The sequence below is a fragment of the Meiothermus sp. Pnk-1 genome, assembly GCF_003226535.1.
In the GTDB taxonomy this organism is placed as follows: Bacteria; Deinococcota; Deinococci; order Deinococcales; family Thermaceae; genus Allomeiothermus.
Genome location: NZ_QKOB01000001.1, coordinates 524,962 through 547,669, shown reverse-complemented (window position 1 = coordinate 547,669; position 22,708 = coordinate 524,962). Strand labels below are relative to the sequence as shown.

General features: G+C 64.7%; 23 protein-coding genes. 13 read left to right on the top strand and 10 right to left on the bottom strand.

Annotated elements, in window-relative coordinates:
• Window positions 1-313: 313 nt before the first annotated feature.
• Window positions 314-1,657, bottom strand: a complete 1,344-nt coding sequence (locus tag DNA98_RS02810) for an FAD-binding oxidoreductase (protein WP_110525344.1) — start codon at window positions 1,655-1,657, stop codon at window positions 314-316.
• A gap of 125 nt (window positions 1,658-1,782) precedes the next feature.
• Between DNA98_RS02810 and DNA98_RS02805 the strand changes: the two genes are divergently transcribed.
• Window positions 1,783-2,178, top strand: a complete 396-nt coding sequence (locus DNA98_RS02805) for a hypothetical protein (RefSeq protein WP_110525448.1) — start codon at window positions 1,783-1,785, stop codon at window positions 2,176-2,178.
• Between the two features lie 300 nt (window positions 2,179-2,478).
• Here the strand turns inward: DNA98_RS02805 and DNA98_RS02800 are convergent, their stop codons facing one another.
• Complete coding sequence (locus tag DNA98_RS02800; protein ID WP_110525342.1) at window positions 2,479-3,468, bottom strand: hypothetical protein; 990 nt, start codon at window positions 3,466-3,468, stop codon at window positions 2,479-2,481.
• A 120-nt stretch (window positions 3,469-3,588) separates the two neighbouring features.
• Here DNA98_RS02800 and DNA98_RS02795 point away from each other — a divergent pair, with 120 nt between their 5' ends.
• A complete protein-coding gene (locus DNA98_RS02795) occupies window positions 3,589-5,187 on the top strand; it encodes an alpha-amylase family glycosyl hydrolase (protein WP_110525340.1) in 1,599 nt (532 codons plus the stop codon).
• A 38-nt stretch (window positions 5,188-5,225) separates the two neighbouring features.
• Entirely contained in the window at window positions 5,226-5,675 is a 450-nt protein-coding gene (locus DNA98_RS02790; RefSeq protein WP_110525338.1) for a low molecular weight protein-tyrosine-phosphatase, read from the top strand.
• Between the two features lie 8 nt (window positions 5,676-5,683).
• Here the strand turns inward: DNA98_RS02790 and DNA98_RS02785 are convergent, their stop codons facing one another.
• From DNA98_RS02785 to DNA98_RS02775, 3 genes are read right to left on the bottom strand one after another with little or no spacing between them, the layout of a single operon-like run.
• The gene (locus DNA98_RS02785; RefSeq protein WP_110525336.1) at window positions 5,684-6,352 is read right to left on the bottom strand and encodes an outer membrane lipoprotein carrier protein LolA; all 669 of its coding nucleotides are present in this window, start codon (window positions 6,350-6,352) and stop codon (window positions 5,684-5,686) included.
• Window positions 6,353-6,356: 4 nt separating this feature from the next.
• Complete coding sequence (locus DNA98_RS02780; protein WP_110525334.1) at window positions 6,357-7,205, bottom strand: hypothetical protein; 849 nt, start codon at window positions 7,203-7,205, stop codon at window positions 6,357-6,359.
• A gap of 10 nt (window positions 7,206-7,215) precedes the next feature.
• On the bottom strand, window positions 7,216-8,196 hold the full coding sequence (locus DNA98_RS02775) for an ABC transporter permease (protein ID WP_129865749.1): 981 nt from the start codon (window positions 8,194-8,196) through the stop codon (window positions 7,216-7,218).
• A gap of 102 nt (window positions 8,197-8,298) precedes the next feature.
• Here DNA98_RS02775 and DNA98_RS02770 point away from each other — a divergent pair, with 102 nt between their 5' ends.
• The 10 genes from DNA98_RS02770 (at window position 8,299) to DNA98_RS02725 (ending at window position 18,428) form a co-directional block, all read left to right on the top strand.
• Window positions 8,299-8,898, top strand: a complete 600-nt coding sequence (locus DNA98_RS02770) for a TetR/AcrR family transcriptional regulator (protein ID WP_110525330.1) — start codon at window positions 8,299-8,301, stop codon at window positions 8,896-8,898.
• Window positions 8,899-8,953: 55 nt separating this feature from the next.
• Window positions 8,954-9,754, top strand: a complete 801-nt coding sequence (locus tag DNA98_RS02765) for a fructosamine kinase family protein (RefSeq protein ID WP_110525328.1) — start codon at window positions 8,954-8,956, stop codon at window positions 9,752-9,754.
• Between the two features lie 75 nt (window positions 9,755-9,829).
• Complete coding sequence (locus DNA98_RS02760) at window positions 9,830-10,591, top strand: DUF4388 domain-containing protein (RefSeq protein WP_146237970.1); 762 nt, start codon at window positions 9,830-9,832, stop codon at window positions 10,589-10,591.
• An 18-nt stretch (window positions 10,592-10,609) separates the two neighbouring features.
• Window positions 10,610-11,509 carry a pseudouridine-5'-phosphate glycosidase gene (locus tag DNA98_RS02755; protein WP_110525324.1) on the top strand — a complete coding sequence of 300 codons (900 nt, stop codon included), beginning with the start codon at window positions 10,610-10,612 and terminating at the stop codon, window positions 11,507-11,509.
• Between the two features lie 37 nt (window positions 11,510-11,546).
• Window positions 11,547-12,461: a RodZ domain-containing protein gene (locus DNA98_RS02750; RefSeq protein WP_110525322.1), complete on the top strand. Its 915-nt coding sequence runs from the start codon at window positions 11,547-11,549 to the stop codon at window positions 12,459-12,461.
• A 41-nt stretch (window positions 12,462-12,502) separates the two neighbouring features.
• Window positions 12,503-13,366, top strand: a complete 864-nt coding sequence (locus tag DNA98_RS02745; protein ID WP_233493019.1) for a DMT family transporter — start codon at window positions 12,503-12,505, stop codon at window positions 13,364-13,366.
• Window positions 13,367-13,559: 193 nt separating this feature from the next.
• Entirely contained in the window at window positions 13,560-14,933 is a 1,374-nt protein-coding gene (gene rimO / locus DNA98_RS02740; RefSeq protein ID WP_110525319.1) for a 30S ribosomal protein S12 methylthiotransferase RimO, read from the top strand.
• A gap of 145 nt (window positions 14,934-15,078) precedes the next feature.
• Window positions 15,079-16,416, top strand: coding sequence for a Trk system potassium transporter TrkA (trkA, locus tag DNA98_RS02735; RefSeq protein ID WP_110525317.1), 1,338 nt, complete (start codon window positions 15,079-15,081; stop codon window positions 16,414-16,416).
• Between the two features lie 97 nt (window positions 16,417-16,513).
• Entirely contained in the window at window positions 16,514-17,899 is a 1,386-nt protein-coding gene (locus tag DNA98_RS02730; protein WP_233493040.1) for a TrkH family potassium uptake protein, read from the top strand.
• Window positions 17,900-17,948: 49 nt separating this feature from the next.
• Window positions 17,949-18,428, top strand: a complete 480-nt coding sequence (locus DNA98_RS02725; RefSeq protein ID WP_110525312.1) for an S-ribosylhomocysteine lyase — start codon at window positions 17,949-17,951, stop codon at window positions 18,426-18,428.
• A 13-nt stretch (window positions 18,429-18,441) separates the two neighbouring features.
• Here the strand turns inward: DNA98_RS02725 and DNA98_RS02720 are convergent, their stop codons facing one another.
• From DNA98_RS02720 to ahcY, 5 genes are all read right to left on the bottom strand, one after another.
• Window positions 18,442-19,194 carry a DUF4097 family beta strand repeat-containing protein gene (locus tag DNA98_RS02720; protein ID WP_129865692.1) on the bottom strand — a complete coding sequence of 251 codons (753 nt, stop codon included), beginning with the start codon at window positions 19,192-19,194 and terminating at the stop codon, window positions 18,442-18,444.
• A gap of 5 nt (window positions 19,195-19,199) precedes the next feature.
• The gene (locus tag DNA98_RS17735; RefSeq protein WP_158531591.1) at window positions 19,200-19,355 is read right to left on the bottom strand and encodes a hypothetical protein; all 156 of its coding nucleotides are present in this window, start codon (window positions 19,353-19,355) and stop codon (window positions 19,200-19,202) included.
• A 68-nt stretch (window positions 19,356-19,423) separates the two neighbouring features.
• On the bottom strand, window positions 19,424-20,479 hold the full coding sequence (locus DNA98_RS02715) for a ribose-phosphate pyrophosphokinase (protein ID WP_233493018.1): 1,056 nt from the start codon (window positions 20,477-20,479) through the stop codon (window positions 19,424-19,426).
• Window positions 20,480-20,501: 22 nt separating this feature from the next.
• Window positions 20,502-21,209, bottom strand: coding sequence for a 5'-methylthioadenosine/adenosylhomocysteine nucleosidase (locus DNA98_RS02710; protein WP_165364041.1), 708 nt, complete (start codon window positions 21,207-21,209; stop codon window positions 20,502-20,504).
• 123 nt (window positions 21,210-21,332) lie between these two features.
• A complete protein-coding gene (gene ahcY, locus DNA98_RS02705) occupies window positions 21,333-22,598 on the bottom strand; it encodes an adenosylhomocysteinase (protein ID WP_110525308.1) in 1,266 nt (421 codons plus the stop codon).
• Window positions 22,599-22,708: the final 110 nt, after the last annotated feature.

The following is a 22,708-nucleotide window of genomic DNA, read 5'->3' as shown; positions in this document are numbered from 1 at the left end:
CCCTACCCCGCCTACCGGCGGCGAAGGAAGCGTCTCGGGACGGCGTACCGCCGTACACCTAGGGGACGATCCCCTATCGGGACCGGCAGGGCCGGTACACCCGGGGTAGATTCCCTTCGGGACAGCCTATGGCTGTACACCCAGAGGTAGATTCCCTATCGGGACGGAGCAAGCTCCGTACACCCGGGGGACCGATCCCCTTCGTATGACGTATGACGTATGACGTATGACGTTCAACATGGGACGTACCCCTAGCAGGGAAAGGTTGGGGTGAGGTTGGTATACCTCGTAGCGCGCCTTGCGCCGTGGGTCGCTACACGACCTTACCGGGATTGAGCAGGTTCTGTGGGTCGAATAGCTGTTTGATCCGCCGCATCCATTCGAGGGTCCCGCCGTGCTCGGCCAGGAGGTATTTTTTCTTGCGCAGGCCCACCCCGTGCTCCCCCGAGCAGCTACCTCCCAGGTCTAGGGCATGTTCTACCAGCCTGGCAGCGAAGGCTTCGGCTTTGGGGTAGAGGGTTTCGTCGGTGGCGATGAGGGTGTGGAAGTTTCCATCGCCCACGTGCCCCACGATGCTCCCGCCGAGGCCCATCTCCTGTAGGGTGGCCCTGGCGAAGCGCACCAGCTCCGGCATTTTCGAAATCGGCACTATGGTATCGGTAATCATGAACCGATGTCCGGGGTACTGGGCCACCAGCGCCCAGTACAGCTGGTGCCGCGCCTCCCACTGGAGGGTGCGCTCCTCTGGGGTGAGGGCAGCGTCTACCCGCAGGGCTCCGGCTTCTCGCATCAAGGCCAGGGCGCTTGTGGACTCGGCCTCGAGCGCCTCTCGGGTAGAGGAGTGGAACTCCACGAAGAGCCCCGGCCTCTCGGGGTAATCGCGCCCCAGATAGCGGTTCACCGCCTGTAGCCCCAGCTCGTCCACCAGCTCCAGCCGGGCCAGCGGGAGCCCCGAGCCCATCAGCTGATAAGCCGCGTCGGCGGCGGCCTCGAGGCTTTCGAAAAAGACCCGCAGGGTGTGGATATGCTCGGGGAGGGGGTGAAGCTTCAGGGTGAGGCGGGTGATGACCCCTAAAGTGCCCTCGGAGCCGATGAAGAGATCTTTTAAATCGTACCCGGCACTGGTTTTGCGCACCGCCCGGCCCAGCTCTAGGGTCTCCCCATCCGCCAGGACGACCTCCAGGGCCAGCACGTTCTGCCGCATCCCACCGTAGCGCACGGTGGTGGTCCCGGAGGCGTTGGTGGCGGCCATCCCGCCCAGCGAGGCGTTCGCCCCAGGATCTACCGGGAAGAATAGGCCGGTCCCCTTGAGGGCAGCGTTCAGCTGCTCGCGGGTCACCCCGGGCTCTACCACGGCTAGAAAATCCTCCGGGTGGACCTCGAGGATGCGGTTCATCCGGGAGAGGTCGAGGCTTACACACGCTCCTAAGGGGAGGGTGTGTCCCTCGAGGCTGGTCCCGGCGCCAAAGGGGATTACCGGGGTGTCGGTTTCCCGGGCCCAGGCCAGAGTTTGCCGGACGTCCTCTACACTCTCGGCGTACACCACGGCCACCGGGGGGCGGCGCAGCGGGTAGCCCTCGTCTTTCCCATGGGTCTCGAGGTCGGCTAAGGCGGTGCTGACCTTCTGACCCAACCGCGCTTTCAAGCTTTGGAGCATGCCCTAAGCATAGCGCAGCGATTGACACAAAAAGGGCTCGAGTGTCAGCCTGCCTAGGCGAGCTTTGCCGTCCTGGACGTGACTTATCCCACTTGACCTCTCCCGCGGATGTGCTACAAAAAGGCATGGAACGCGTCAAACGCGAAGTCTGGCAAGACGTAGAGGTGCACCTCGAGCTCTCCCTCGAGTTCGACCCCGAGGCGTTCCAGAAGCACTACCCCGGTCTGGCGTTGGTGATGGCCGAGTTGCTGATCGGGCCGCCCCGGGTGTGGCGCGACCCTGCGGAGCTGCTCCCCTACGCGGGCCTCAAGAGCTTGGGGGCCAAGCTGCCCCGCTTGCGGCTCAACTTCCTCGAGACGCGAAGGCTCGCTCAGGCCCTCGATAGGTGGTTCACCGCGCTCGAGTTCGAGATTGTGGGCCAGAGGGTGCTGGCGGTACCACCCCCCGGCCCTATTCAGCTTCCCCAGGGCTGGCGGGCCAAAAGCGGGGTTTGGCTGTGCCACCAACCGTTGGCGAGCTAGGGGAGCAGAATCTAGTGGTCCGGTAACTTGTATGTCGTACGCAAAACGCCAGACGCTAAACGCTTTTTTCCCTACCCCGCCTACCGGCGGCGAAGGAGACGCTTCTTTCGCCGAGCGAAGCGAGACGCTTGTTTCGGCGCAAGCCGTGGGGTGACGCTTCTTTCGCCGAGCGGAGTGAGACGCTTGTTTCGGCGTAAGCCGTGGGGTGGCGTCTCGGGACGGGCGGTGCCCGTACACCCTTGGCGTATAGCGTACGACGCCAGTAAAGCCCAATGCCCCAAAGATCAAGTTGCCAGAGCGCTAGTTCCTGGCTCCTATGCCTGGCCCGCAGGTTGGACGGTGGTATTTGAACTGGTTGAGCTCACCGTCCGCGCGGTGGGCCATGGGGATACCGATATCGGTGTGGTTGGAGACCTCTTGCCGTAAGTTTCCCCCTGGCTTGCCGTAGGCATCGGTATAGAAGACGGTAGGGCCAGAACCGTTGTACCAGTAGGTGGGGCCATGGTAGGCTTCGCGGTCACAGCCTTTGGGGTCGGCGGCTTGGGGGAAGACGTCCTTGGTAAGTACGAGCCTCGAGCGGTCTGCCGGGTCCATCACCGTGATGGGGTCGAAAACCGCAGTAGAGGCGATGGCTACCGCCTTCCCCACATCCAGCGAAAACGTCCAAATCTCATATAGCGAACCCACGTCGCAACCCGTACCGGGCAGCGTGACTACGGTGCGGCCGATGTCGTTGTTCGGATCGCCGTCGTTGAGACGCTCGTCCCGCTCGCAGATCGAACCGGCCAGCTTAGTATCGGCCATGCCCTGCAAATGCACCCGGTGCCCATCTTCGGCCACCAGGTCGAAGATCAGCGAGTGGTGCTGTCGGGTGAAACGGCCCACCCCGCCGGTGCCCATGTGGGCCACGATCCGCGAACTGGCAAGGGCTACCCGTCCCTCGTCGTTGACGGCCCCCTTATTCACCACGAAGACCTTGAACCCTTCATGGGGCTCGTCTACCCCAGCCTGGCGGTTGATATAGCCGAAAGGAGGAAGGGTGGGATTGGCCAGGCTGGTGCGGGGGTCATCGCCATGTTCGTGGCCGAAGGCACAGCCGTACTCAGGGTCTATTGGCGGGTGCCAGGTGCGGTAGAACTGGCCATCCGGGCCCTGCACCTGGTAGCGGTCGTGCACCCACTGCGGGCAGGTCTGTCCGGCGACTGGAACCGGCCCGCTCGGAACCTTGCCGGCGTGCTGGCAACCGACCAAAGTCAAAACCGCCAGCGCATAGAGGGAGGGGCGTTTCATGGGGTGTCCTCGATCTATGGATACCCCGAAAAGAAGGGTCAAAAAAGCTGGTCTGACCCCAGAGCTGCGTGAAGTTAAGGGTGCATTAACCCCTCGCGCTCGGTGTAGGCTGGTTGGGCTATGGCGCGCAAATGGTGGCAAGATGCGGTAATCTACCAAATTTACCCGCGCAGTTTTCAGGACTCCAACGGGGACGGCATCGGCGACCTGGAGGGTATCCGCTCGAGGCTCGGTTACCTCCAGGACCTGGGGGTGGACGCGATCTGGCTCTCCCCCTTCTACAAGTCGCCGATGAAGGACTTTGGCTACGACGTCGCAGATTACTGCGACGTGGACCCCATCTTCGGCACGCTGGCGGACTTCGACCGCCTGCTGGAAGAAGCCCACAAGCGAAGGATCAAGCTGATCATCGACTTCGTGCCCAACCACACCTCCGACCAGCACCCCTGGTTTGTGGAGTCGCGCTCTGGGCGGGATAACCCCAAGCGCGACTGGTACGTCTGGCGCGACCCGGCACCCGACGGTGGGCCGCCCAACAACTGGATGTCCTTCTTTGGCGGCCCGGCCTGGACCTTTGACGCCAAAACCGGACAGTACTACCTGCACCAGTTCCTCCCCGAGCAACCCGACCTCAACTGGAGGAACCCCGAGGTGCGCGCCGCCATGTACGAGGTGATGCGCTTTTGGCTGCGCCGGGGGGTAGACGGCTTCCGGGTGGACGTGATGTGGCTGCTGGCGGAAGATGCCCTCTTCCGCGACGAACCGGAAAACCCCCACTGGCAACCGGGGATGTGGGACCGGGGGCGGCACCTCCACATCTACACCGAGGACCAACCCGAGACCCGCGGGATCGTGCAGGAGATGCGCCAAGTCCTGGACGAGTTCGAGGGCGACCGCATGATGGTGGGCGAGATCTACCTTCCCTACGAGCAGCTCATCCCCTACTACGGCACCCCCGAGCGGCCCGGCTGCCACCTCCCCTTCAACTTCCACCTGATCACCCGGGGGCTATCCAACTGGACGGCGGAAAACCTCCGGCAGATCGTGGAGGAGTACCAGGCCCGCCTGCCCGCTTGGGCCACGCCCAACTGGGTACTGGGCAACCACGACCAGCACCGCCTGGCCAGCCGTATTGGCCACGCCCAAGCCCGGGTGGCCGCGATGATGCTCTTTACCCTTCCAGGCTCCCCCACCTGGTACTACGGCGACGAGATCGGCATGGTGGATGGGGAGATTCCCCCGGAAAAAGTACAAGACCCTGCCGCGCTGCGCCAGCGTGGCCTCGCGGGCGATCAAGGTTTGGACCCCGGGCGCGACCCGGAGCGCACCCCCATGCAGTGGACCCCCTTCGCCTACGCCGGGTTCTCGACGGTGGAACCCTGGTTGCCGGTGAACCCCGACTATCCCGAGCGCAACGTGGAAACCCAAGACGCCGACCCCGAGTCCATGCTGACCTTGGTGCGCACCCTGTTGGTGGTACGCCGAGAGACCCCCGGCTTTTTGGAAGCCCCCTACGAAAGCTACAAGGCCCCCGAAGGGGTCTTCGCCTACCTGCGGGGACGGGTGGGGTTGGTGGCCCTCAACTTCACCGCCGAACCCAAGACGCTGGCGGTGCCGCCAGGGGAGATCCTGCTCTCGACTCACTTGGATAGGTACGGAGCCGTGCATAGCCCCCTCGAGCTTCGCCCCAACGAGGGCGTGATCCTCCGGCTGCAATAACCCAGCTCGCGCTGAACTTGCGCCTATCTTTTACGATCATGATCCGAGTGCTTTTCGTCTGTTCCGGCAATATCTGCCGCAGCCCGATGGCCGAGGGCATCTTTCGGCGGATGCTCCGCGAGCGCGGCCTGGAAGCCGAGTTTGAGGTGGACTCGGCGGGTACCGGCGCCTGGCACGTAGGCGAGGAAGCCGACCCGCGCGCCAAGGAAGTGCTGCGGCGGCACGGGGCCGACTTCCCCCACACCGCCCGCCAGCTCCAGCGCGAGGATGATGGCTACGACTATCTCTTTGCTATGGACAAGGGCCACCTCGAGCACCTGTACCGGATGTTTCCCCGCTCGCGCCACAAAATCCGGCTGCTGCTGGAGGGCCGCGAGGTCCCCGACCCCTACTACGGCGGCCTCGAGGGCTTCGAGGAGGTGTACCAGATGCTGGAAGGGGCTATCCAGGATTTTCTCGAGGGGCTGGGGAAGGGCTCGAGCCCCTAGCCACGGCTTTACTTCCGCACCACCGCCGCGTCGGCAGGATATTTCTTGAGCCCTTTGGCGCTGAGGTCGGAGCGTTTGAAGTCTTTGACGCTCAGGTTCGCCAGCGGCTTACCCCCCGCATCTTTGACGGTCAGGCTGAGCGGCCGGGGATCGGACTTGAGGATCAGGATTTCCATGGTGCTAAACCCCTGCCCCGCCGTCTTAGGAGCCCCGCTGAGCCTCCAGGCTGGCCCTTGCGGGGTATTCTCCTCGCCCACGAGCCTCAACGCCACCCGATCAGAGATCTTGTCGAAGTCGCCCAACTGGGTGATGTTGTCGTTGAGCCCGGCCAGCTTGGCGGTGGCGCGGTTTTGAATGATGAGCTGGTTGGTGAGGAAGAGGTAGTTCCAGACCTCTTTTTCGGAGATCAGCACCCAGTTGCCCTCCAGGGCACTCGGTTTTTTGAACTCGAGGCGGGTCAGGCGGTCGCTTCCGGGGAGCACCTGCACCCGGATTTCCGCCTCCTGCACCGCGCCGGTGTCGCTCTGGATGGTGCCCACCAGGGTGGCTTCCCAGGGCGACTTGTTGAGGTTGGCGGATACCTGCTTGATGATCTCGTCGGCGGATTGGGCCAGACCGATCTGGAGGGCGGCCACGCAGAGGGCGAGTAGAGGGATGGTTTTCTTGGTTGCGATCATGGTTTCACCTCGTATACGGCAAGTCCAGCCTGTACCGCAGCCACAGCACCAGGCTGCCGTCGTAGGCTGCGTCCAGCCGGAAGTTGGCGTACTCCGCTCCGAGCTTGCCCACCCAGGGGTAGGCCAGGCCGAGGCGCAGCTTGAGGGTGTTCTCCTCGTCCAGTGGGGTGGTGAGGGTGGCCTCGAGTTCGTTCGTGTATCCCGCGCGCAGGAGGGCCTCGAGCAGCGCTCCCTCTTCCCCCAGTTCGCCGCGCCAGCCGAGCAGGCCGTACAGGCCGGCCTTGTACCCCAGCCCCACGGTGAGGGTGCCCGTATCCCTTAGGGCATAGGTGGCCTCGGCGGTGAGCAGAGGGGCGCTATAAGACAGCGATAGCCCCGCGGTGTGGGTGGAGGAGAGGCGGTAGCGGACGGCGACCCGGCCGTTGAACCCCGCCGAAAGGGGCGAGATTGGGTCGCGCTCGCCGACCCAGAGGTTGGCGGGGGCGGTGCTGGCGTACAGGAGGCGCACCTCCCCGGCGATCTGCGCCACCCCGCCGTCGGCGAAGGCTTCCAAGCCCCAGCCGGCAAAGCCCAGGCTGGCCCTGGCCCCGTACCGGATCCGCCCCACCGCGCTCAGGTCCAAAGCGCTCTCCACCGATACGCCAAAGGTGTCCCGCTGGGCCCGCAGCTCGAAGGCAGCGTCTCCGACAGGGTAGCCGAGCTCCACGGTGGGCGTGAGGTATTCCGGGGTGAGCCGCCCGTAGAGCCCCAAGCTGAGCGACTGGGCCTGGCCTGGACCGAGTAGAACAGCGGCGAGCAGCAGGTACGGGATGAGCCTTTGACCGATGGCAAGCGGGCGTTGACCTCGAGCCATAACCCTCCTCCTAGGCCTTCGCCCCCTGCGCGGCGCGCCTCGAGCCCACCCACAATAGCGCCAGGCCGAAGCACAGCCAGAGCGAAAGCACCGTCCAGGCCTGCCCTCCCCCCTCCCCGTTGAAAAACGCCACCGAACGGATCAGGGTCCCAAACGCCCCCAGGGGCAGCCCCTGGCCGATGGCCCCCCAAGGCTCGGGGAGCAACTGCGGGGCGCTGTTGATGGCCGAGAAGGGGTTGGATAGCCAGAGCAGGGTGGCGAGCCCCAGGCCGAAGCCCGGCGTCCCCATCGTTGCGCCGAGCCCGGCCACGAAGGCCGCTATCGCCCCGACGGTCAGGCCGGCGACGAGGGCGTTGAGCCCATAGCTGCCCGCAAGCGTGCCGAAGGCGTACTGCCAGATTGCCGCCAGGCTTGCCCCCGTCGTCAACATGACCAACCCCAGCCCCACGATACGCTGGCCCAGACGCCCAAGCCCGCGCACCAGCAGCAAGGCGGTGATGGCCCCCGAGAGGATCAGGGGTAGGACGCCGGTGGCCAGCCCGGCTTGGCGGGGATCGCTCGAGGTGGCGGGCACCACGTCGTTGACCTTGGGGCTGGAGAACCCTGCTGCCGAGAGCAGCGCGCCCAGCGAGTTCCCGATGCCGGTGAGGAGCTGGGCAACCGCGGGGCTCGCGGCCGAGGCGGTGAGGAGGGTGAAATCGCTCGGGGTGGCGGGGTCGATCAGCAGCGCGCCGTAGATCTCGCGCCTTTGGATGGCGGCGCGCGCCTCAAGCTCGCTTTTGTAAAAGCGGGGTTCGAACCCTCCCTCCTGGATTTGCTCCAGGAGGCGCGGGAGGCGGGCCTCCAGCGTCGGGGTGGTCACAAACCCCACCGGCAAGCGGTGCGGCTTGGTGTTGACCGCGGGCCAGGCGAAGATGTACAGCATGGTCGAGGCCAGCAGGGGGAGGAGCAGGCTCGAGCCGAGGACGATATGGGTGGGGGATCGCGGCATGGGATCTCCTGTAAAGCGAACGTTCATTCACTTGATCTGAGCTTACTCTGTGGGGCGATGGGAGTCAAGAGTGAACGTTCATTTTTGTGATACCTTGGGGACATGCCCAGGGTCTCCGAGGAGCATCGAATCGAACGCAAAGACCAAATTCTGCAAGCTGCCGCGCGCTGCTTTGCCCGGGAGGGGTTCCACGCCACCAGCATGGCGGAGGTCATCGCCGAGAGTGGGCTCTCCGCAGGGAGCGTCTACCGCTACTACAAGAGCAAGGACGAATTGATCGCGGCCATCGTGGAGCGCTACATGTCCTCTCGAATTGCCGACTTCATGCAGATCAACCAGAGCTCGGCGGACCTGGCGGAGGCGGTAGCTTCCGCGATCCAGTCGCTTTCGGCGCGCATAGATGACCACGGCGACCCCTTCTCCCGGATGTTGCCGCAAATTTTGTCGGAGGTCGTGCGCAACCCCAGGGCCCGCGAGCAAGCCCAAAGGGCCTATGGGGCCTTGTTGGACTTCTTCGCGGAGGTCGTCCGGCGAGCCCAGGCCACGGGGAATATGCGGGCCGATCTCGACCCGGTGGGGGTCTCGCGGGTGATGCTGAGCCTGGGCCAAGGGTTTATCCTGCTAAAGATGATCCTGCAAGAGCAGGTCCAGCCCGAGCTCTATGCCGAAACCGTGCGCCGCCTGTTCTCCTCTTCCACGTAACCCTGCTCTTTTGCCCATCGGCCCCCCCGCGTGCGCGTAAAACTACGCTCGAGCCATGGCTGCCTCTCTCCAAGACCTGCTCAGACGCGCCGGATTACCCGATTACCCCCTTACACCCTTGAGCGGGGGAATGATCGGGCAAGTGGTACGCGCCGGACCTTATGTGGTCAAAACCCACCCCCATCCGCCCCAGGGCCTGTTCCAGGCCGAGGCCCGCGGCCTCTGCGCGCTGAGGCAAGCGGGGATACGGGTTCCCCAAGTGTACTGGGCCTCCCCCGAGGGGCTGGTGCTGGAATACCTCGAGCCCGGCGAACCCGACTGGGAAAGTCTGGCCCGGATGCTCTGCGCCCTGCACCGAACCCGCGCGCCCGCCTACGGCTGGGACGACCCGGTGTTTCTGGGGAGCTTTGCGCTGCCTACGGGCACCGGCGAGGACTGGAACCGCTTCTGGGCCGAGCGGCGGATGCGGCCTTGGCTCGAGGTGACCTGGAGCAAGCTGGGAAACCTGGGGCCGCGCATCGAGAACACCCTCTCCTCTCCCCTCCCCAGCGAGGGCCCCACCCTGCTCCATGGGGACCTGTGGTACGGGAACGTCTACTTCGCCCAGGGCGGTCCGGCCCTCCTAGACCCCTCGGTATGGTGGGGCGAGCGGGCCGTAGACCTGGCCATGATGGAGCTATTCGGCGGGTTTCCGGGGGAATTTTGGCGCTGCTACCGAGCGCTCTACCCGATTCCCCCCGAGATCCGGCGGGCCATCCCGGCGTACCAGCTTTACTACCTGCTGGCCCACGTCCACTTCTTCGGGACGAGCTATCTGGGGGCGGTGGAGCGAGCGCTCGAGCAGGTAGAGCAATAAGCAGCATGGCGAGCGCTCCTCCGGGCTACTCCAGATAACCCAATCCTCCCCGGCAAGCGTCCTATTCTGATCCTCGTGGAAGGCAACTTCAGCCTGCTGGGGCCGATCGACCTCTTGCAACTCCTGAGCCAGAGCAAGCAAAGCGGAGGGTTTTATGTACCGCGCGGGGAGATCTATCTGGATAAGGGTCGCCCGGTACACGCCAGCTACCGCGGGGTAGAGGGGGCCGAGGGGCTTTACCGGATCCTGAGCTTGCGCGAGGGGCCGTTTCGCTTCTCGCCCGGGGACCAAGCTCCCCGGCACACCCTTACGGAAGCGCTGGAGCACTACCTGCTCCAGGCCATCCGCCAGCTCGACGAACGGATCGAAGTGGGGGTCTTTGACCGGGTAACCCTAAGGGTGAACAACCTCCCCTCCCAGCTTACCCTGCTCCCTAATGAACTCGCCGTCTTGAGCCAGCTCAACAGCCCGCTCTCCCCGCTCGAGCTCTCCGCCCGCAGCAAGTTCGGGCTCGAGGCCGTCACCGCCCTGCTCGGCCACCTGGCCCGGCTGGGGCTGATCAAGGTGCAACACCGCCTGGCCCACACCGCCCAGCTCCGCACCGCCCTCGCCGAAGGGAGAGGCACGATGGCCCGGCTGGACCCGCTGGTGATCCGCGCCTGGATACATCAGTACGGCCACTTCGAGGCAGTGGAGGTGCAAGCAGGCGAGCGCCAGGTGCGGATAATGATCGAAGCCCAACCCGGAGCAGGCGCACGGATGCTGTTCACCGCCGAGGGGCTGGTGTTTCACAACCTGCGGGCCGAGCAGGAGGTTCTGGTGTGGCCTGCGTTGTGATACGGGTATGCTGGGAATATGCGCCTATCCGCTGAAGTCGAAACCGCCCTGCGCAAGGGCCAACCGGTGGTGGCTTTAGAGTCTACCGTCATCACCCACGGGCTGCCGCGCCCTTTGAACCTGCACACCGCGCGAAGGCTCGAGGCCGCCGTCCGCGAGGAGGGGGCCATCCCCGCGACCATCGCCGTGCTGGGAGGCGAGGTGGTGGTGGGCCTGGCTTCCGAGGAGCTCGAGCAGCTAGCCCTCGACGACAAAGCCGACAAGGCCAGCCTGTGGAACCTGGCGGCCCTGGCCGCGCAGGGAAGAAACGCCGGGACCACCGTCGCCACCACCACTTTCCTGGCCCACCGGGCGGGGATCGCGGTGTTCGCCACGGGGGGAATCGGCGGGGTTCACCCCGACCCCTACGACGAATCCGCCGACCTTACCGAGCTTGCGCGCACCCCCATCGTGGTGGTGTGCTCGGGGGCCAAGAGCATCTTGAACCTCGCCGCCACCCTGGAGCGGCTCGAGTCCTACGGGGTAACCCTGCTCGGCTACCGCACCGACAGATTCCCGGCCTTTCACACCCCCCAGAGCCCCTTTAGCGTCCCTGCCAGGGCTGAAAGCCCCCAAGAAGTAGCCCGGATCTATATGCGTACCAAGGAATTAGGGCTCCCTTCCGCAACCCTGGTGACCAACCCGGTAAGCCAGGGGCTCCCCTTCGAACAGGTGCAGGCCTGGGTCGAGCAGGCCAACCAGGAAGCGGCCCGCCACGGCATCCAAGGCAAGGGCCTGACCCCTTACCTGCTGCGGCGGATCTCCGAGCTTTCCGGTGGTCAGACCGACCAGGTCAACCTGCGCCTGCTCGAGGAGAACGCGCGGTTGGCCTCCCGCATCGCCGGGGCTTTAGCCCAGCCTTGGGCGCCCAATCCCTGACCCTCAGCGGCCCAAAGTGCCATAGAATGGCAAAACAATGTGCGAAACCGGACGGAGGCTCAAGGAAGCCCGCGAAGCCCAGGGAAAAAGCCTGGCCGAGATGGCCCAGCAACTCGCGGTGCGAAAAGCCATCCTCGAGGCGCTCGAGGAATGCCGCTACGAAGAACTCCCCGAGGCCGCATTATCCCGCGGGTATCTTCGCCGCTACGCGCAGGTCCTGGGCCTAGACCCAGAGCCCTTGCTGGCCGAGTTCCCGGCCAAGACTGGCCCCCATTCGGGCAATTTCACCGCGGATACGCCCCCCCCGCGCAAAGGGCTCCCGGTCTGGTTTTGGACCTTGTTGGTGCTGATCTTGGTAGGGGTTGGGGTAGCGGTTTGGCGGCTGTTCGCCTCCCCAAACAAACCCGCTGCCGTAGAGGTCGCCCCACCTCCACCCCCGACCGCCCCCCAACGGGTCACCTTGCGGGTCACTACCCAACCTCCTGGGGCCAGGGTATACCTGGATGGCTTCCTGCTGGGGCAGTCTCCGGTGCAGGCCCCCGGCATCGAGGTAGGGGATCGGGTGCTGCGGGTGGAAGCTCCTGGGTTCAAGCCCTACCAAACCACCTTACACCTCACCGAGAACAAGACCCTCTCGGTGACCCTCGAGGCAGCGCCGCCGGTTTCCCGCCCCAGTACAACCCTAGCGAACCCCCAACCCACCCCGCCAACCAACCCCCAAAGCGTGGTGCTGCGGCTCGAGGGCAGGAGCTGGATCCGGGTCACCACCCCCGGCGGACAGAAACTCTACGAGGGCATCCCGGCGCAGGGCACCGTCCTCAGCTATGATCAGCCGGTGGTGGTGCGGGCGGGGAACCCCGCCGCGGTGCGGGTAGCGGTGGGGGGGCAGGACCAAGGGGTGATGGGCCAGCCGGGGCAGCCTGTCACCCGCCGTTACCCAACCACCCCCTAACCTCGAGGGCCCTCCCCTGGAAATCCAGTAAAATCGAGGAAGTGTTGACCAACGACGTCCAACGTGGGCTTTTGGCAGGGCTTCTAGCCGCCTCGATCTGGGGCGGCATGTACGTGGTCTCCAAGGTAGTGCTGGAGGTGATCCCCCCCATCACCCTGGTCGCGGTCCGGATGGGGGTGGCCTTCGTGTGCATGGTGCTGTGGTTGCGCCTGTTAGGCCGTGACTGGCGGCTTCCCCGCAAGCTCTGGGCCCCCGTCGCCGCGATGGGCCTAGTCGGCTATGCGCTCTCCATCACCGCGCAGTTCATCGGAACCGGCTTAGCCGGGGCCGCCCTGGGCTCGCTCATCACCACGGCCTCCCCGCTGGTGACGGTAGCGCTCTCAGCCTTGCTCAGGATCGAGCGCGTTCCGGTGCGGGCTTGGGTCGGTCTGGGGATCGCCCTGCTGGGGGTCTGGGTCCTCTCGGGGAGCGGAAACACCAACTTGGCAGGGGTGTTCTGGCTCATCGTGGCTGCTCTCACCTGGGGCATCTTAGGACTCATCGGCGGTCAGACCGTCCGCCAGCACGACCCCGCGCTGGTCTCGGCCTGGGCGAGCCTGATAGGAGGGGTCGCGCTGGCGGTTTTGGTCCCGGGCGAACTGGCCAGGATGCCCATCGGAGAGATCCATCTAGGCACGGTGGCAGGCGTTCTGTACTTAGGGGTGGTCTCCACCGCGGTGGCCTTCACCCTTTGGGTGTACGCGGTGGCCAAAGCCGGTTCGGTGCTCTCAGGTATAGCCTTTTTCGCCCAGCCGGTGGTGGGGGGATTGCTGGGCTGGGCCCTGTTAGGGGAATCGCTGGGGCTGAGCTTTCTGCTCGGAGCCGTCTTGCTCTTCGTCGGGGCCTTGATAGCCCGGCCCAGTTGACCCGCTGGCCAAGCCGCGAACCCATCAGCGCTCTACCCAAGCGTCCTGCGGCGGGCCAAAGCCCCTACCTGGACTGGCAGCGCGGGGTTCAAACCACCAAGACCGCTTCCTGCTATACTCGGGGAGTTGCCGGTTCGCCAAGAGCGAACCCCGCTGCTTTGCCCTTTTGGGCAAACACGTTTTGAGGGAGCGTATGGCCGGTAAGGTTGGTTTTGTCAGTCTGGGCTGTCCCAAAGCCCTGGTGGATTCCGAGCAGATCCTCTCTCGCCTGCGGGCCGAGGGGTACGAGACTTCCCCTACCTATGAAGACGCCGAGGTGGTGGTGGTGAACACCTGCGGCTTCATCACCCCGGCGGTGGAGGAGTCGCTCTCGGCCATCGGCGAGGCGCTGGCGGAAAACGGCAAGGTGATCGTCACCGGCTGCTTGGGGGCCCGTCCCGAGGTGATCAAGGCGGCCCACCCCGAGGTGCTCGAGGTCACCGGCCCCGGCCAGGTGGACAAGGTGCTCGAGGCCGTCCACCGGATCATCCCCCCCGACACCAGCCCCTTCACGACCCTGATTCCCCCCCAGGTCAAGCTCACCCCACGCCACTACGCCTACCTCAAGATCGCCGAGGGCTGTAACCACAAGTGCAGCTTCTGCATCATCCCCAAGCTACGGGGCTTACAGGTATCACGCGAGGCGGGGGAGATCCTCTCCGAGGCCACCCGGCTGGTCTCGACGGGGACCAAGGAGCTGCTCGTCATCGCGCAGGACACCTCGGCCTACGGGGTGGATATCCGCCACCGCGCATCCGAGTTCCAGGGGCGGCAGGTGCGGGCCCATCTGGTAGACCTGGTGAACGAACTGGCCGAACTGGGGGCCTGGGTGCGGCTGCACTACGTCTACCCCTACCCCCACGTCAAGCAGCTCGTCCCCCTGATGGCCCAGGGGAAGATCCTCCCCTACCTGGACGTCCCCTTGCAGCACGCCTCGCCCAGGATCCTCCGGGCCATGCGCCGCCCCGGAGGAGCAGAGAGCCACCTCAAAACGATCCAAGAATGGCGCGAGATCGCCCCCGACCTGGCTATCCGCTCGAGCTTCATCGTGGGGTTCCCCGGCGAAACCGAGGAAGATTTCACGTTGTTGCTGGAATTCCTCGCCGAGGCCAAGCTCGACCGGGTGGGCTGCTTCACCTACTCCGAGGTAGAGGGGGCCGACGCCAACGCCCTGGCGGGGCGGGTCCCCGAAGAGGTCAAAGAGGAGCGCAGAGCCCGCCTCATGGAGCTGCAACAAAGCCTCAGCCTGGAGAAAAACCGGGCTAAGGTGGGCCAAACCCTCGAGGTCATCGTGGACGACTACGGAGAAGAGCCCGGGGTGGTGGTGGGGCGCAGCAAGTACGACGCCCCCGGCATTGACGGCCTGGTCTACGCCGAGACCGACGGCACGGTGAAGATCGGAGACCTCATCCGGGTTCACATCACCAGGGCCGAGGCCTACGACCTTTACGGCAAGGCGGTGGGCAATCTGGCCTGGGAGCCCCGGGTTCCCCGGTGGGGAATGGCAAATACCCCAATCCGGTTGTAAGCTGAGGGCGTTCTGATGGGGTATCTTACGCCGTACGCCGCACGTCGCACGCCGAAGGAAGGCCGGTGGTCTGAGGGTCTTAGCGGTCCCGGGCCTTGTTTGGACGTCGGACGGTGGGCGTACGACGCACAGCGGAGCTAAGCCTATGCACATCGTCATCGCAGGTGGCGGAGAAATCGGCGGACAGATCGCCAAGGCCCTGACCCCAAAGCACGACATCGTGGTCATCGACAAGGACCCCGATCTGCGCGAGCGGCTCGAGCAGCACGACGTACAATTTCTGGAAGGCTCGGCCACCGATCCCGATACCTTGCGCGAGGCCAAGATGGATCTGGCCGACGCGTTCATCGCCGCCACCAACTGGGACGAGGTAAACCTCCTGGCCTGCCTGCTGGCCAAGGGGTTGGGGGCCAAAGAGGTGATCTGCTTTGTGGGGAAATCCTCCTACATGGACATCCTCACCGACCCCCGCACGGTAGAGATCCTAGGCACCCGGATTGACCGGGTGCTCTGGCCGCAGCGCTCGCTGGCCAAGGAGATCGTCGAGGTGATCATGGTGCCGGGAGCGGTGGACGTAGAGACCCTGGCGGGCGGGCGGCTGCGCTTTCTCGAGTACCGGGTGGAGGAGAAAAGCCCCTACGCCCGGCGACACCTCAAGATCATCGACTGGCCCGAGGAGACCTTCATGGCGGGGGTATTGCGCGAAGGAAGGCTCATCGCCGCCCGCGACCCCGGCTTTGAGGAGCTCGAGCTGCAACCTGGCGATCGCATCCTCTTCACCAGTACCCCTATGGGCTTCACCGCCTTGCAAGCCTGCTTCGCCCCCAAAAGCCGGGTGCGGCAGGTGATGATCGTAGGTGGGGGAAACGTGGGCTACATGGTGGCCCAGGAGCTCTCCCGATACCGGGTACAGATCGTGGTGGTAGACCACAACGAAGAGCGCTGTGCCTGGCTGGCCGAGGAGCTCCCTGGGGCTTTGGTATTACAGGGTGACGGCACCGACACCGACCTCCTAGAGTCGGAGGGCCTCGACAACACCGATGTGCTGGTCGCGGTCACCGACAACGACGAAAAAAACCTGCTGGTCTCGCTCTTCGCCAAACAGGCCGGGGTGGCCAAGGTGATCACCCGGGTGGGCCGGGCCGAGAACCGCAAGCTCTTTGAGCGGGTGGGGATAGACATCCCCCTCACCCCCCGCCAGGCCGCGGTGCGCGAGGTGGTGGACTGGCTCGACTCGGAGAACGTAGACCACCTGTCGTTAATGGAGGAAAACATCGAGCTTTTGGAGATCGAGCTGCCCTCTACCTTCCGTGAACGCGCCCTGGGGAGCCTGGAGCTGCCCGCCGGTTCCACGGTAGTGGCGGTGGAGCGGGGCAAGAAAGTCTCCCTCCCGGATTACAACCAAATGGTCGCCGCCGGCGACACCCTGCTGGTCCTCTCCGAACGTCGGGTGGCCGACGACGTGCTGGCTCGAGTGCGCTAAGGCTATGGCTCTTCGCTCTCAACCTCGACCTACCGGCTGGCCGTTCCCCGTCGCCACCTATATAACAGGGATCGTCTTTATAGGCCTAGGGGTGGTGATGATCCTCCTGGGCATTCTCGATGCGTTGTACCGGGAAGACGCCACGGGTTTCTTGGGGGGGGGATTGTTGGGGGTTACCCTGGGGTGGCTCCTGCGCCGCCTGGGCAGCGCTCACACCGATCCCCGGAGGGCTGAAGCCTTGTTCACGGTGGCTCTGCTATGGATCTTGGTTCCGGCTTTGGGGGCCATCCCGTTCTGGATCTCTGGGAACTTAGCCCCCCTAGACGCCCTATTTGAGTCCGTATCGGGTTTTACCACCACCGGAGCCACCGTCCTCACCGACTTCAGCCGCTGGGGTTACGGGCTTTTTCTGTGGCGAAGCCTTATCCAGTGGTTTGGCGGCATCGGGATTTTGCTGATTTTCATCGTGGTGCTACCCCAGCTCGCGGTGGCCGGACGGCAGCTTTTCTTCACCGAGATCACCGGGGTTCAAAAGGAGAAGATCACGCCCAAACTGCGCCAGACCGCGGCGATGATCCTGCGCATCTATGTGGTGCTGACCCTGGTATGTTTCGGCGTATACATGGCCACCGGGCAACCCTTCTTTGAGGCCCTCTGTAACGCGCTCTCCACGGTCCCGGCAGGGGGGTTGAGCCCGAGCGCGAAAAGCTTTGCTGCCTATTCCCCTGTTTCCCAGTGGGCGGGCACACTGTTTATGTTCCTGGCCGGGATCGGCTTTTTGCTCCAATACCGGCTTTTCTTCGGGCGAGAGGTGCAGACCCTGCTGCGCGACGCGGAGTTCCGGGCTTACATGGCAATCATCGGGGTGAGCGGGGTGACGCTCGCGGGGTATTTCTTCTTCTCAGGAAGCTACGGCCTCGAGCCTGCCTTGCGCCACGCTTTTTTTCAAGTGACCTCCATCGTCACCACCACCGGCTTTGCCTCGACGGATTTCGGGCAATGGGCGTTGCCCGCGCAGATGCTCCTGATCATTTTGATGTTCGTCGGAGGAACCTCCGGCTCCGCCGCGGGGGGCATCAAGGTGATCCGCTGGTTGATCGCCTGGGCGCTGGTGAAACGGGAACTCCAGCGCTCGCTGCATCCCCAGGCGGTGCTCCCGCTGCGGGTAGGAAACAAGGTGGTGAGCGAGGAAGTGCTGCGCTCGGTAGCCGCTTTCATCACCCTGTACATCCTGCTCTTCGCCGTGGGGATGGGAGTCATCGGAATCACCGAGAACAACTTCTTCTACGGCTTCACCGCCTCGGCGGCCTTCATCGGCAACACCGGCCCGGCTTACGGCGAGTTCGGCCCCTTCGGGCACTATGGCAACCTGCACCCGGCCTCCAAGGTCGTGGCAATCGTCCAGATGTGGGCGGGGCGCATCGAACTCATCCCCCTAATGATCCTCTTGTTCCCCACCTTCTGGCGCAGGCTCAGGGGCTAGATGCAAGGCGCGTTTGTGTCCCCCCGCGGTTAGCGCTAAGCTATCTCCCATGTCGGAATATGTCCTCGTTGAATCCTTCCGCTTAGACCACACCAAGGTCCGCGCCCCCTACGTCCGCCTGGCCGGGGTAAAGATGACCCCCAAGGGCGACCGCATCGAGAAGTACGATTTGCGCCTAGGCCAACCCAATCAGGAAATCCTCCCACCCCAGGCCATCCACACCCTCGAGCACCTCCTGGCCGGGTACTTGCGCAGCCACATTGACGGAGTGATAGACCTCTCGCCCATGGGCTGCCGCACCGGGTTCTATGCGGTGATGCTGGGCGAGATCGGCCCCGAACGGATGCTGGAGGCCTTCCGCGCCAGCTTAGAAGACGTGGTGGCCTTCGAGGGAGAGGTTCCCGGAGCGAGCGCACTCGAGTGCGGCAACTACCGCGACCACGACCTGGCGTCTGCCAAAGATTGGGCCCGGCGGGTGCTGGAGAAGGGGCTGATCGTGCAGGAGACCGTCCAGATCGAGCCGCGGTAGAGGCTTTGGCCCCCTACTGGAACCAGATCCCCCCGTTGGAGCTCTCCAGGCGCAGCCGGGCCGGACTCGACCCAGCCCGTAGGGCGCTAAAGCTCTGACGCTGAAGCTGTACGCTGGCCCCCGGAAGCTCGAGGTGCACGCTGCCGTTGGAGGTGTAACCCTCCGCCTCCAAGCCTCCGGGGGCCAACAGCCGCCTCACCTTGATCGCGCCGTTGCTGGTCACGACCTTGCTCTGGGAACCAGGAGGGAGGGTAAGGTCCTCGAGCACCACCGCCCCGTTTGAGGTGCGGGCTTCCACCGCACCCTCTACCTGGCGGACCTCGATGGCTCCGTTCGAGGTCTTGGCCGAGACCGGCCCCCGGGCTTCCCTAACGGTGATGCGGCCATTGGAGGTGTGAAGCTTCAGTTCGGCCGCCCCGCTGCCCCTCACGGCGATGGCCCCGTTCGAGCTATGTAGGATTAGGCTCAAGCTTTCAGGCAAGGCCAGCTCGAAACTGGCGCAGCAGCCCACGCAAAGGGGGGTACGCTTGCGCGCTTCGAGAAAAAGGGTGTCGCCGCGACGCTCGAGGGTGAGGTGCACCTCCCCTTTACGGCGAAGCGTCAGGTGAGGCGGCTCGGCTCCTAGCTGCACGATAATCGCGCCGTTGAAGGTACGGGCCTCGAGCTGGCGAACCCCGGCCAGGTCCAATTCATGCTCTTCCAGCACCACCGGCTCGGCGCCGATGCCCAAAAGCCCCAACAGATCAGGGTTATGCGCTGAGGCCATATCCCTTATCCCTCTAGCCGGGCCGCCAGGGCGCTGAGCCAACCTGCGGCGCGGTTGCGCCACAGGCAGAGCTCCCAGTGGTTTTGCAGGGCTTCCCGCCGGAGCGCAAGGCTCCTGGACTGGCTGTAGACCTCGAGTTGCAGCCAATTCGAACCGTACATTCCACCACCTCCTTACCAGGAAGTGTAAAGCAACACTTTATATTTTGTCAATTACAGCTTTCTAATTTCTAAATAAGAGCGCTCACCGAGCGGTTGGTGTGGATGTGGCGGATGGCCTGCGCAAGAAGCCCAGCCGTGGAGAGAATGGTGTAGCCCAGGCCAGGATTGAGGGGTATGGTGTCGGTAAAAACCACCTGGCGGATGGCCGGGTGGGCCAGATTTTCCCGCGCGGGGCCGACCAGCACTGCATGGGTTGCCATCACAATGGCTTCGGGGAGAGCCCCGGCAGCCAAGAGGGCTTCTACCCCCCGGCGGATAGTGCCCCCCGTGGAAACGATGTCGTCGATGAGGATCGGACGCTTCCCAGCTACATCCCCGATCACGTAGGTGACCTGGGTCTCGCGCGGCCCGGTGCGGCGCTTGGCCAGAAGGGCCAGAGGTAGGCCCAACTTTTCCGAAAGGCGGCGGGCCTCTTCGGCCCGTCCGGCGTCAGGAGAGACCACCACAGCGTTTTCGGTAAGTTGATGGTTCAACAGATGTTGGGCAAACAACCGCACCGCCGAGAGGGCGTCCACGGGGATGTTGAAGAACCCCTGGATCTGCGGGGCGTGCAAGTCCACCGCGATCACCCGATCCACCCCCACCCGCTCGATCAGATCGGCCACCAGCTTAGCCGTGATGGGCTCGCGGCCCTGGGTCTGCTTGTCCTGACGGGCATAACCAAAGTAAGGGATGACCGCGTTGATGCGGGCCGCGCTGCTGCGGCGCATAGCGTCGGCCATCAGCAACAACTCCATCAGGTTGTCGTTGACCGGAGGGGCCGAGGGCTGGATCAGGTAGACATCCGCCCCGCGCACGCTCTCGTGGATGCGCACCCGCACCTCGCCATCGGGGAAACGTTCGACCAAGGCCTCCCCCAACTGCAAGCCCAAGGTGCGCGCGATAGCTTCGGCCAAGGGCCGGTTAGCGTTGCCGGCGAACAGCTTGACCTCGAGGCCGCTATTTTCCCCGTTGGTGGGGCGCTCGTCCTCGAGGGAAAGGTATGGGTTGCCCCCGGATGCCCCAGCCTGTGCGACGCACTCTACCTGCGTTGCAGGGGTAACCCCCAGCCCGGTCATCGCCATACGCACACCCCCGATAGAGCGATTATACCTGCCCAGCCCCTCCACCCGATACACCGCCATGCAAAAAGTGCGCCAACACTTCGCCGAGCCGACGAGAGGCCGCCTCCAAAAACTCCTGGAAGTTGACCGTGGCCTCGTCACCTGCCCCGTCGGAGATGGTGCGCAGCAGCGCCATGGGAACCCCTAGCCGGCCCGCGGTCCATAAGGCAGCAGCGCCTTCCATCTCTACGGCGTCCGCAGCGAAGACTTCGCGCAACCGCTGGGCCTCGTTAGGATCTGCCAAAAAGCGATCCCCGCTGGCCACCCGGCCCCAGTGCACCGGCAGGTGCAGGGCTAAAGCCGCCCGGTAAAGTTCGGTAGAGAGCTCGGCATCGGCCCTCACAAACCGCTCCCCGCTGGCGAGTTCGCCCGGTTTTCGCCCGAAGGCGGTGATGTCTACGTCCCATTGCACCGCGTCGTGCGCGACCAGCACATCCAAGGCCTGCAACTTGGGGTTCAAAGCCCCAGCCACTCCGGCCCAGATGGCCATCCTCGGCTCGAAACGAGCCTGGGCGTAGGCGACGGCGGAGGCCGCGGCGACTTTGCCCACCCCCGCCTCGATCAGCACCACCTCGTGATCCGCGAAGATCCCGCGGTGGGTAGGTTTAGGGCCTTTCATGGCCTGCTCGAGCCCCAACGTTTCCCACAACGCCCGAGCCTCCGTACCTTCGGCGGCGAAGAGGGCCACCACGGTTCGGGTCGAGGGCGGGGCTTCTTTCACACCAGCTACCGCTTCGCTCACCCCGATAGTTTAGCGGGTTTCGCTGTAAAAAACGTGGAAGGGGGGCGTCCTTTCTGCGGCCTGGGACATAAGTCAGGTTCCTTCCCGCCAGGAGTTCAGGTAGCTTTCCTGGGCCGGGGTGAGGGTGTCGATCCGCACCCCCATGGCCTCGAGCTTGAGCCGGGCGACCTCCCGATCGATGGCCTCGGGAACGGGGTGAACCCCCACTTCGAGCCTCCCCCGCTCTTTGAGCATGTACTCCACCGATAGAGCCTGGTTGGCGAAGGACATGTCCATCACCGCGCTGGGGTGGCCCTCGGCGGCGGCCAGGTTGACCAGGCGGCCCTCGGCCAACAGGTTGAGCCGTCGCCCGCCCTCCACGGTGTACTGCTCGACGAAGGGGCGGCCCACGCGCTTCTCGCGGGCAGCGGCCTCGAGCGCGGGGATGTTGATCTCGACGTTGAAGTGGCCCGCGTTGCAGAGGATGGCCCCGTCCTTCATCAGCGCGAAGTGCTGTGCGTCGAGCACGTTGATGTTGCCGGTGACGGTGATGAAGATATCGCCGATGCGGGCGGCTTCGAGCATGGGCATGACCGTGTAGCCGTCCATGGTGGCCTCGAGGGCCTTGAGCGGGTCGACCTCGGTCACCACCACCTGCGCCCCCATGCCCCGCGCGCGTGAAGCCACACCCCGCCCACACCAGCCGTAACCCGCCACCACCACGGTCTTGCCCGCCAGCAGCACGTTGGTGGCCCGGAGGATGGCGTCCAGGGTGCTCTGGCCGGTGCCGTAGCGGTTGTCGAACATGTGCTTGGTCTGGGCGTCGTTGACCGCGATGACCGGGTAGGAAAGCACCCCATCCTTGGCCATGGCCCGCAGCCGGATCACGCCGGTGGTGGTCTCTTCGGTGCCGCCGAAGATTCCCGGCAGTAGGTCGCGGCGCTCCTTGTGGATGAGGCTCACCAGGTCGCACCCGTCGTCCATGGTGAAGTGGGGCCCGTGGGCCAGGGTGGCCTCGAGGTGGGCGTAATAGGTCTGGGTGTCCTCGCCCTTGATGGCGTAGACCGGGATCCCGTCGTGAACCACCAGCGAAGCCGCCACCTCGTCCTGGGTCGAGAGCGGGTTGGAGGCGCACAGGGCCACTTGGGCCCCACCTGCCTTCAGGGCGCGCATCAGGTTGGCGGTCTCGCTGGTGACGTGCAAGCAAGCAGCGATCCGCACCCCCTGCAAGGGCTTCTCCCGCACGAAGCGCTCTGTAATCTGGCGCAGTACCGGCATGTCTTGGGCCGCCCAGTTGATTCGGTCTTGGCCCAAGTCCGCTAAGGCTATATCCTTCACGTCGTAATCCTTGGCCGCCATGCCTCCTCCTTGAGGGGTTTGCTCTTTAGTCTAGAGTTTACGGGGGGCGCGCCCCGGTAGGATCGGCGGCCTCCCCAGGAAGGCCAAAGAAAGCGCTTCCGGGAACCTCA

What these genes read in the sequence shown, in the direction of transcription:
- DNA98_RS02770 (WP_110525330.1), top strand. Translation starts at nt 8,299, where the DNA reads ATGCCCAGGGTCTCCGAGGAGCATCGAATCGAACGCAAAGACCAAATT.
- DNA98_RS02755 (WP_110525324.1), top strand. Translation starts at nt 10,610, where the DNA reads ATGCGCCTATCCGCTGAAGTCGAAACCGCCCTGCGCAAGGGCCAACCG.
- DNA98_RS02730 (WP_233493040.1), top strand. Translation starts at nt 16,514, where the DNA reads ATGATCCTCCTGGGCATTCTCGATGCGTTGTACCGGGAAGACGCCACG.
- ahcY (WP_110525308.1), bottom strand. Translation starts at nt 22,598, where the DNA reads ATGGCGGCCAAGGATTACGACGTGAAGGATATAGCCTTAGCGGACTTG.
- DNA98_RS02720 (WP_129865692.1), bottom strand. Translation starts at nt 19,194, where the DNA reads ATGGCCTCAGCGCATAACCCTGATCTGTTGGGGCTTTTGGGCATCGGC.
- DNA98_RS02795 (WP_110525340.1), top strand. Translation starts at nt 3,589, where the DNA reads ATGGCGCGCAAATGGTGGCAAGATGCGGTAATCTACCAAATTTACCCG.
- DNA98_RS02775 (WP_129865749.1), bottom strand. Translation starts at nt 8,196, where the DNA reads ATGCCGCGATCCCCCACCCATATCGTCCTCGGCTCGAGCCTGCTCCTC.
- DNA98_RS02725 (WP_110525312.1), top strand. Translation starts at nt 17,949, where the DNA reads ATGTCGGAATATGTCCTCGTTGAATCCTTCCGCTTAGACCACACCAAG.
- trkA (WP_110525317.1), top strand. Translation starts at nt 15,079, where the DNA reads ATGCACATCGTCATCGCAGGTGGCGGAGAAATCGGCGGACAGATCGCC.
- DNA98_RS02790 (WP_110525338.1), top strand. Translation starts at nt 5,226, where the DNA reads ATGATCCGAGTGCTTTTCGTCTGTTCCGGCAATATCTGCCGCAGCCCG.
- DNA98_RS02805 (WP_110525448.1), top strand. Translation starts at nt 1,783, where the DNA reads ATGGAACGCGTCAAACGCGAAGTCTGGCAAGACGTAGAGGTGCACCTC.
- DNA98_RS02780 (WP_110525334.1), bottom strand. Translation starts at nt 7,205, where the DNA reads ATGGCTCGAGGTCAACGCCCGCTTGCCATCGGTCAAAGGCTCATCCCG.
- DNA98_RS02765 (WP_110525328.1), top strand. Translation starts at nt 8,954, where the DNA reads ATGGCTGCCTCTCTCCAAGACCTGCTCAGACGCGCCGGATTACCCGAT.
- DNA98_RS17735 (WP_158531591.1), bottom strand. Translation starts at nt 19,355, where the DNA reads ATGTACGGTTCGAATTGGCTGCAACTCGAGGTCTACAGCCAGTCCAGG.
- DNA98_RS02750 (WP_110525322.1), top strand. Translation starts at nt 11,547, where the DNA reads ATGTGCGAAACCGGACGGAGGCTCAAGGAAGCCCGCGAAGCCCAGGGA.
- DNA98_RS02810 (WP_110525344.1), bottom strand. Translation starts at nt 1,657, where the DNA reads ATGCTCCAAAGCTTGAAAGCGCGGTTGGGTCAGAAGGTCAGCACCGCC.
- DNA98_RS02800 (WP_110525342.1), bottom strand. Translation starts at nt 3,468, where the DNA reads ATGAAACGCCCCTCCCTCTATGCGCTGGCGGTTTTGACTTTGGTCGGT.
- rimO (WP_110525319.1), top strand. Translation starts at nt 13,560, where the DNA reads ATGGCCGGTAAGGTTGGTTTTGTCAGTCTGGGCTGTCCCAAAGCCCTG.
- DNA98_RS02785 (WP_110525336.1), bottom strand. Translation starts at nt 6,352, where the DNA reads ATGATCGCAACCAAGAAAACCATCCCTCTACTCGCCCTCTGCGTGGCC.
- DNA98_RS02715 (WP_233493018.1), bottom strand. Translation starts at nt 20,479, where the DNA reads ATGGCGATGACCGGGCTGGGGGTTACCCCTGCAACGCAGGTAGAGTGC.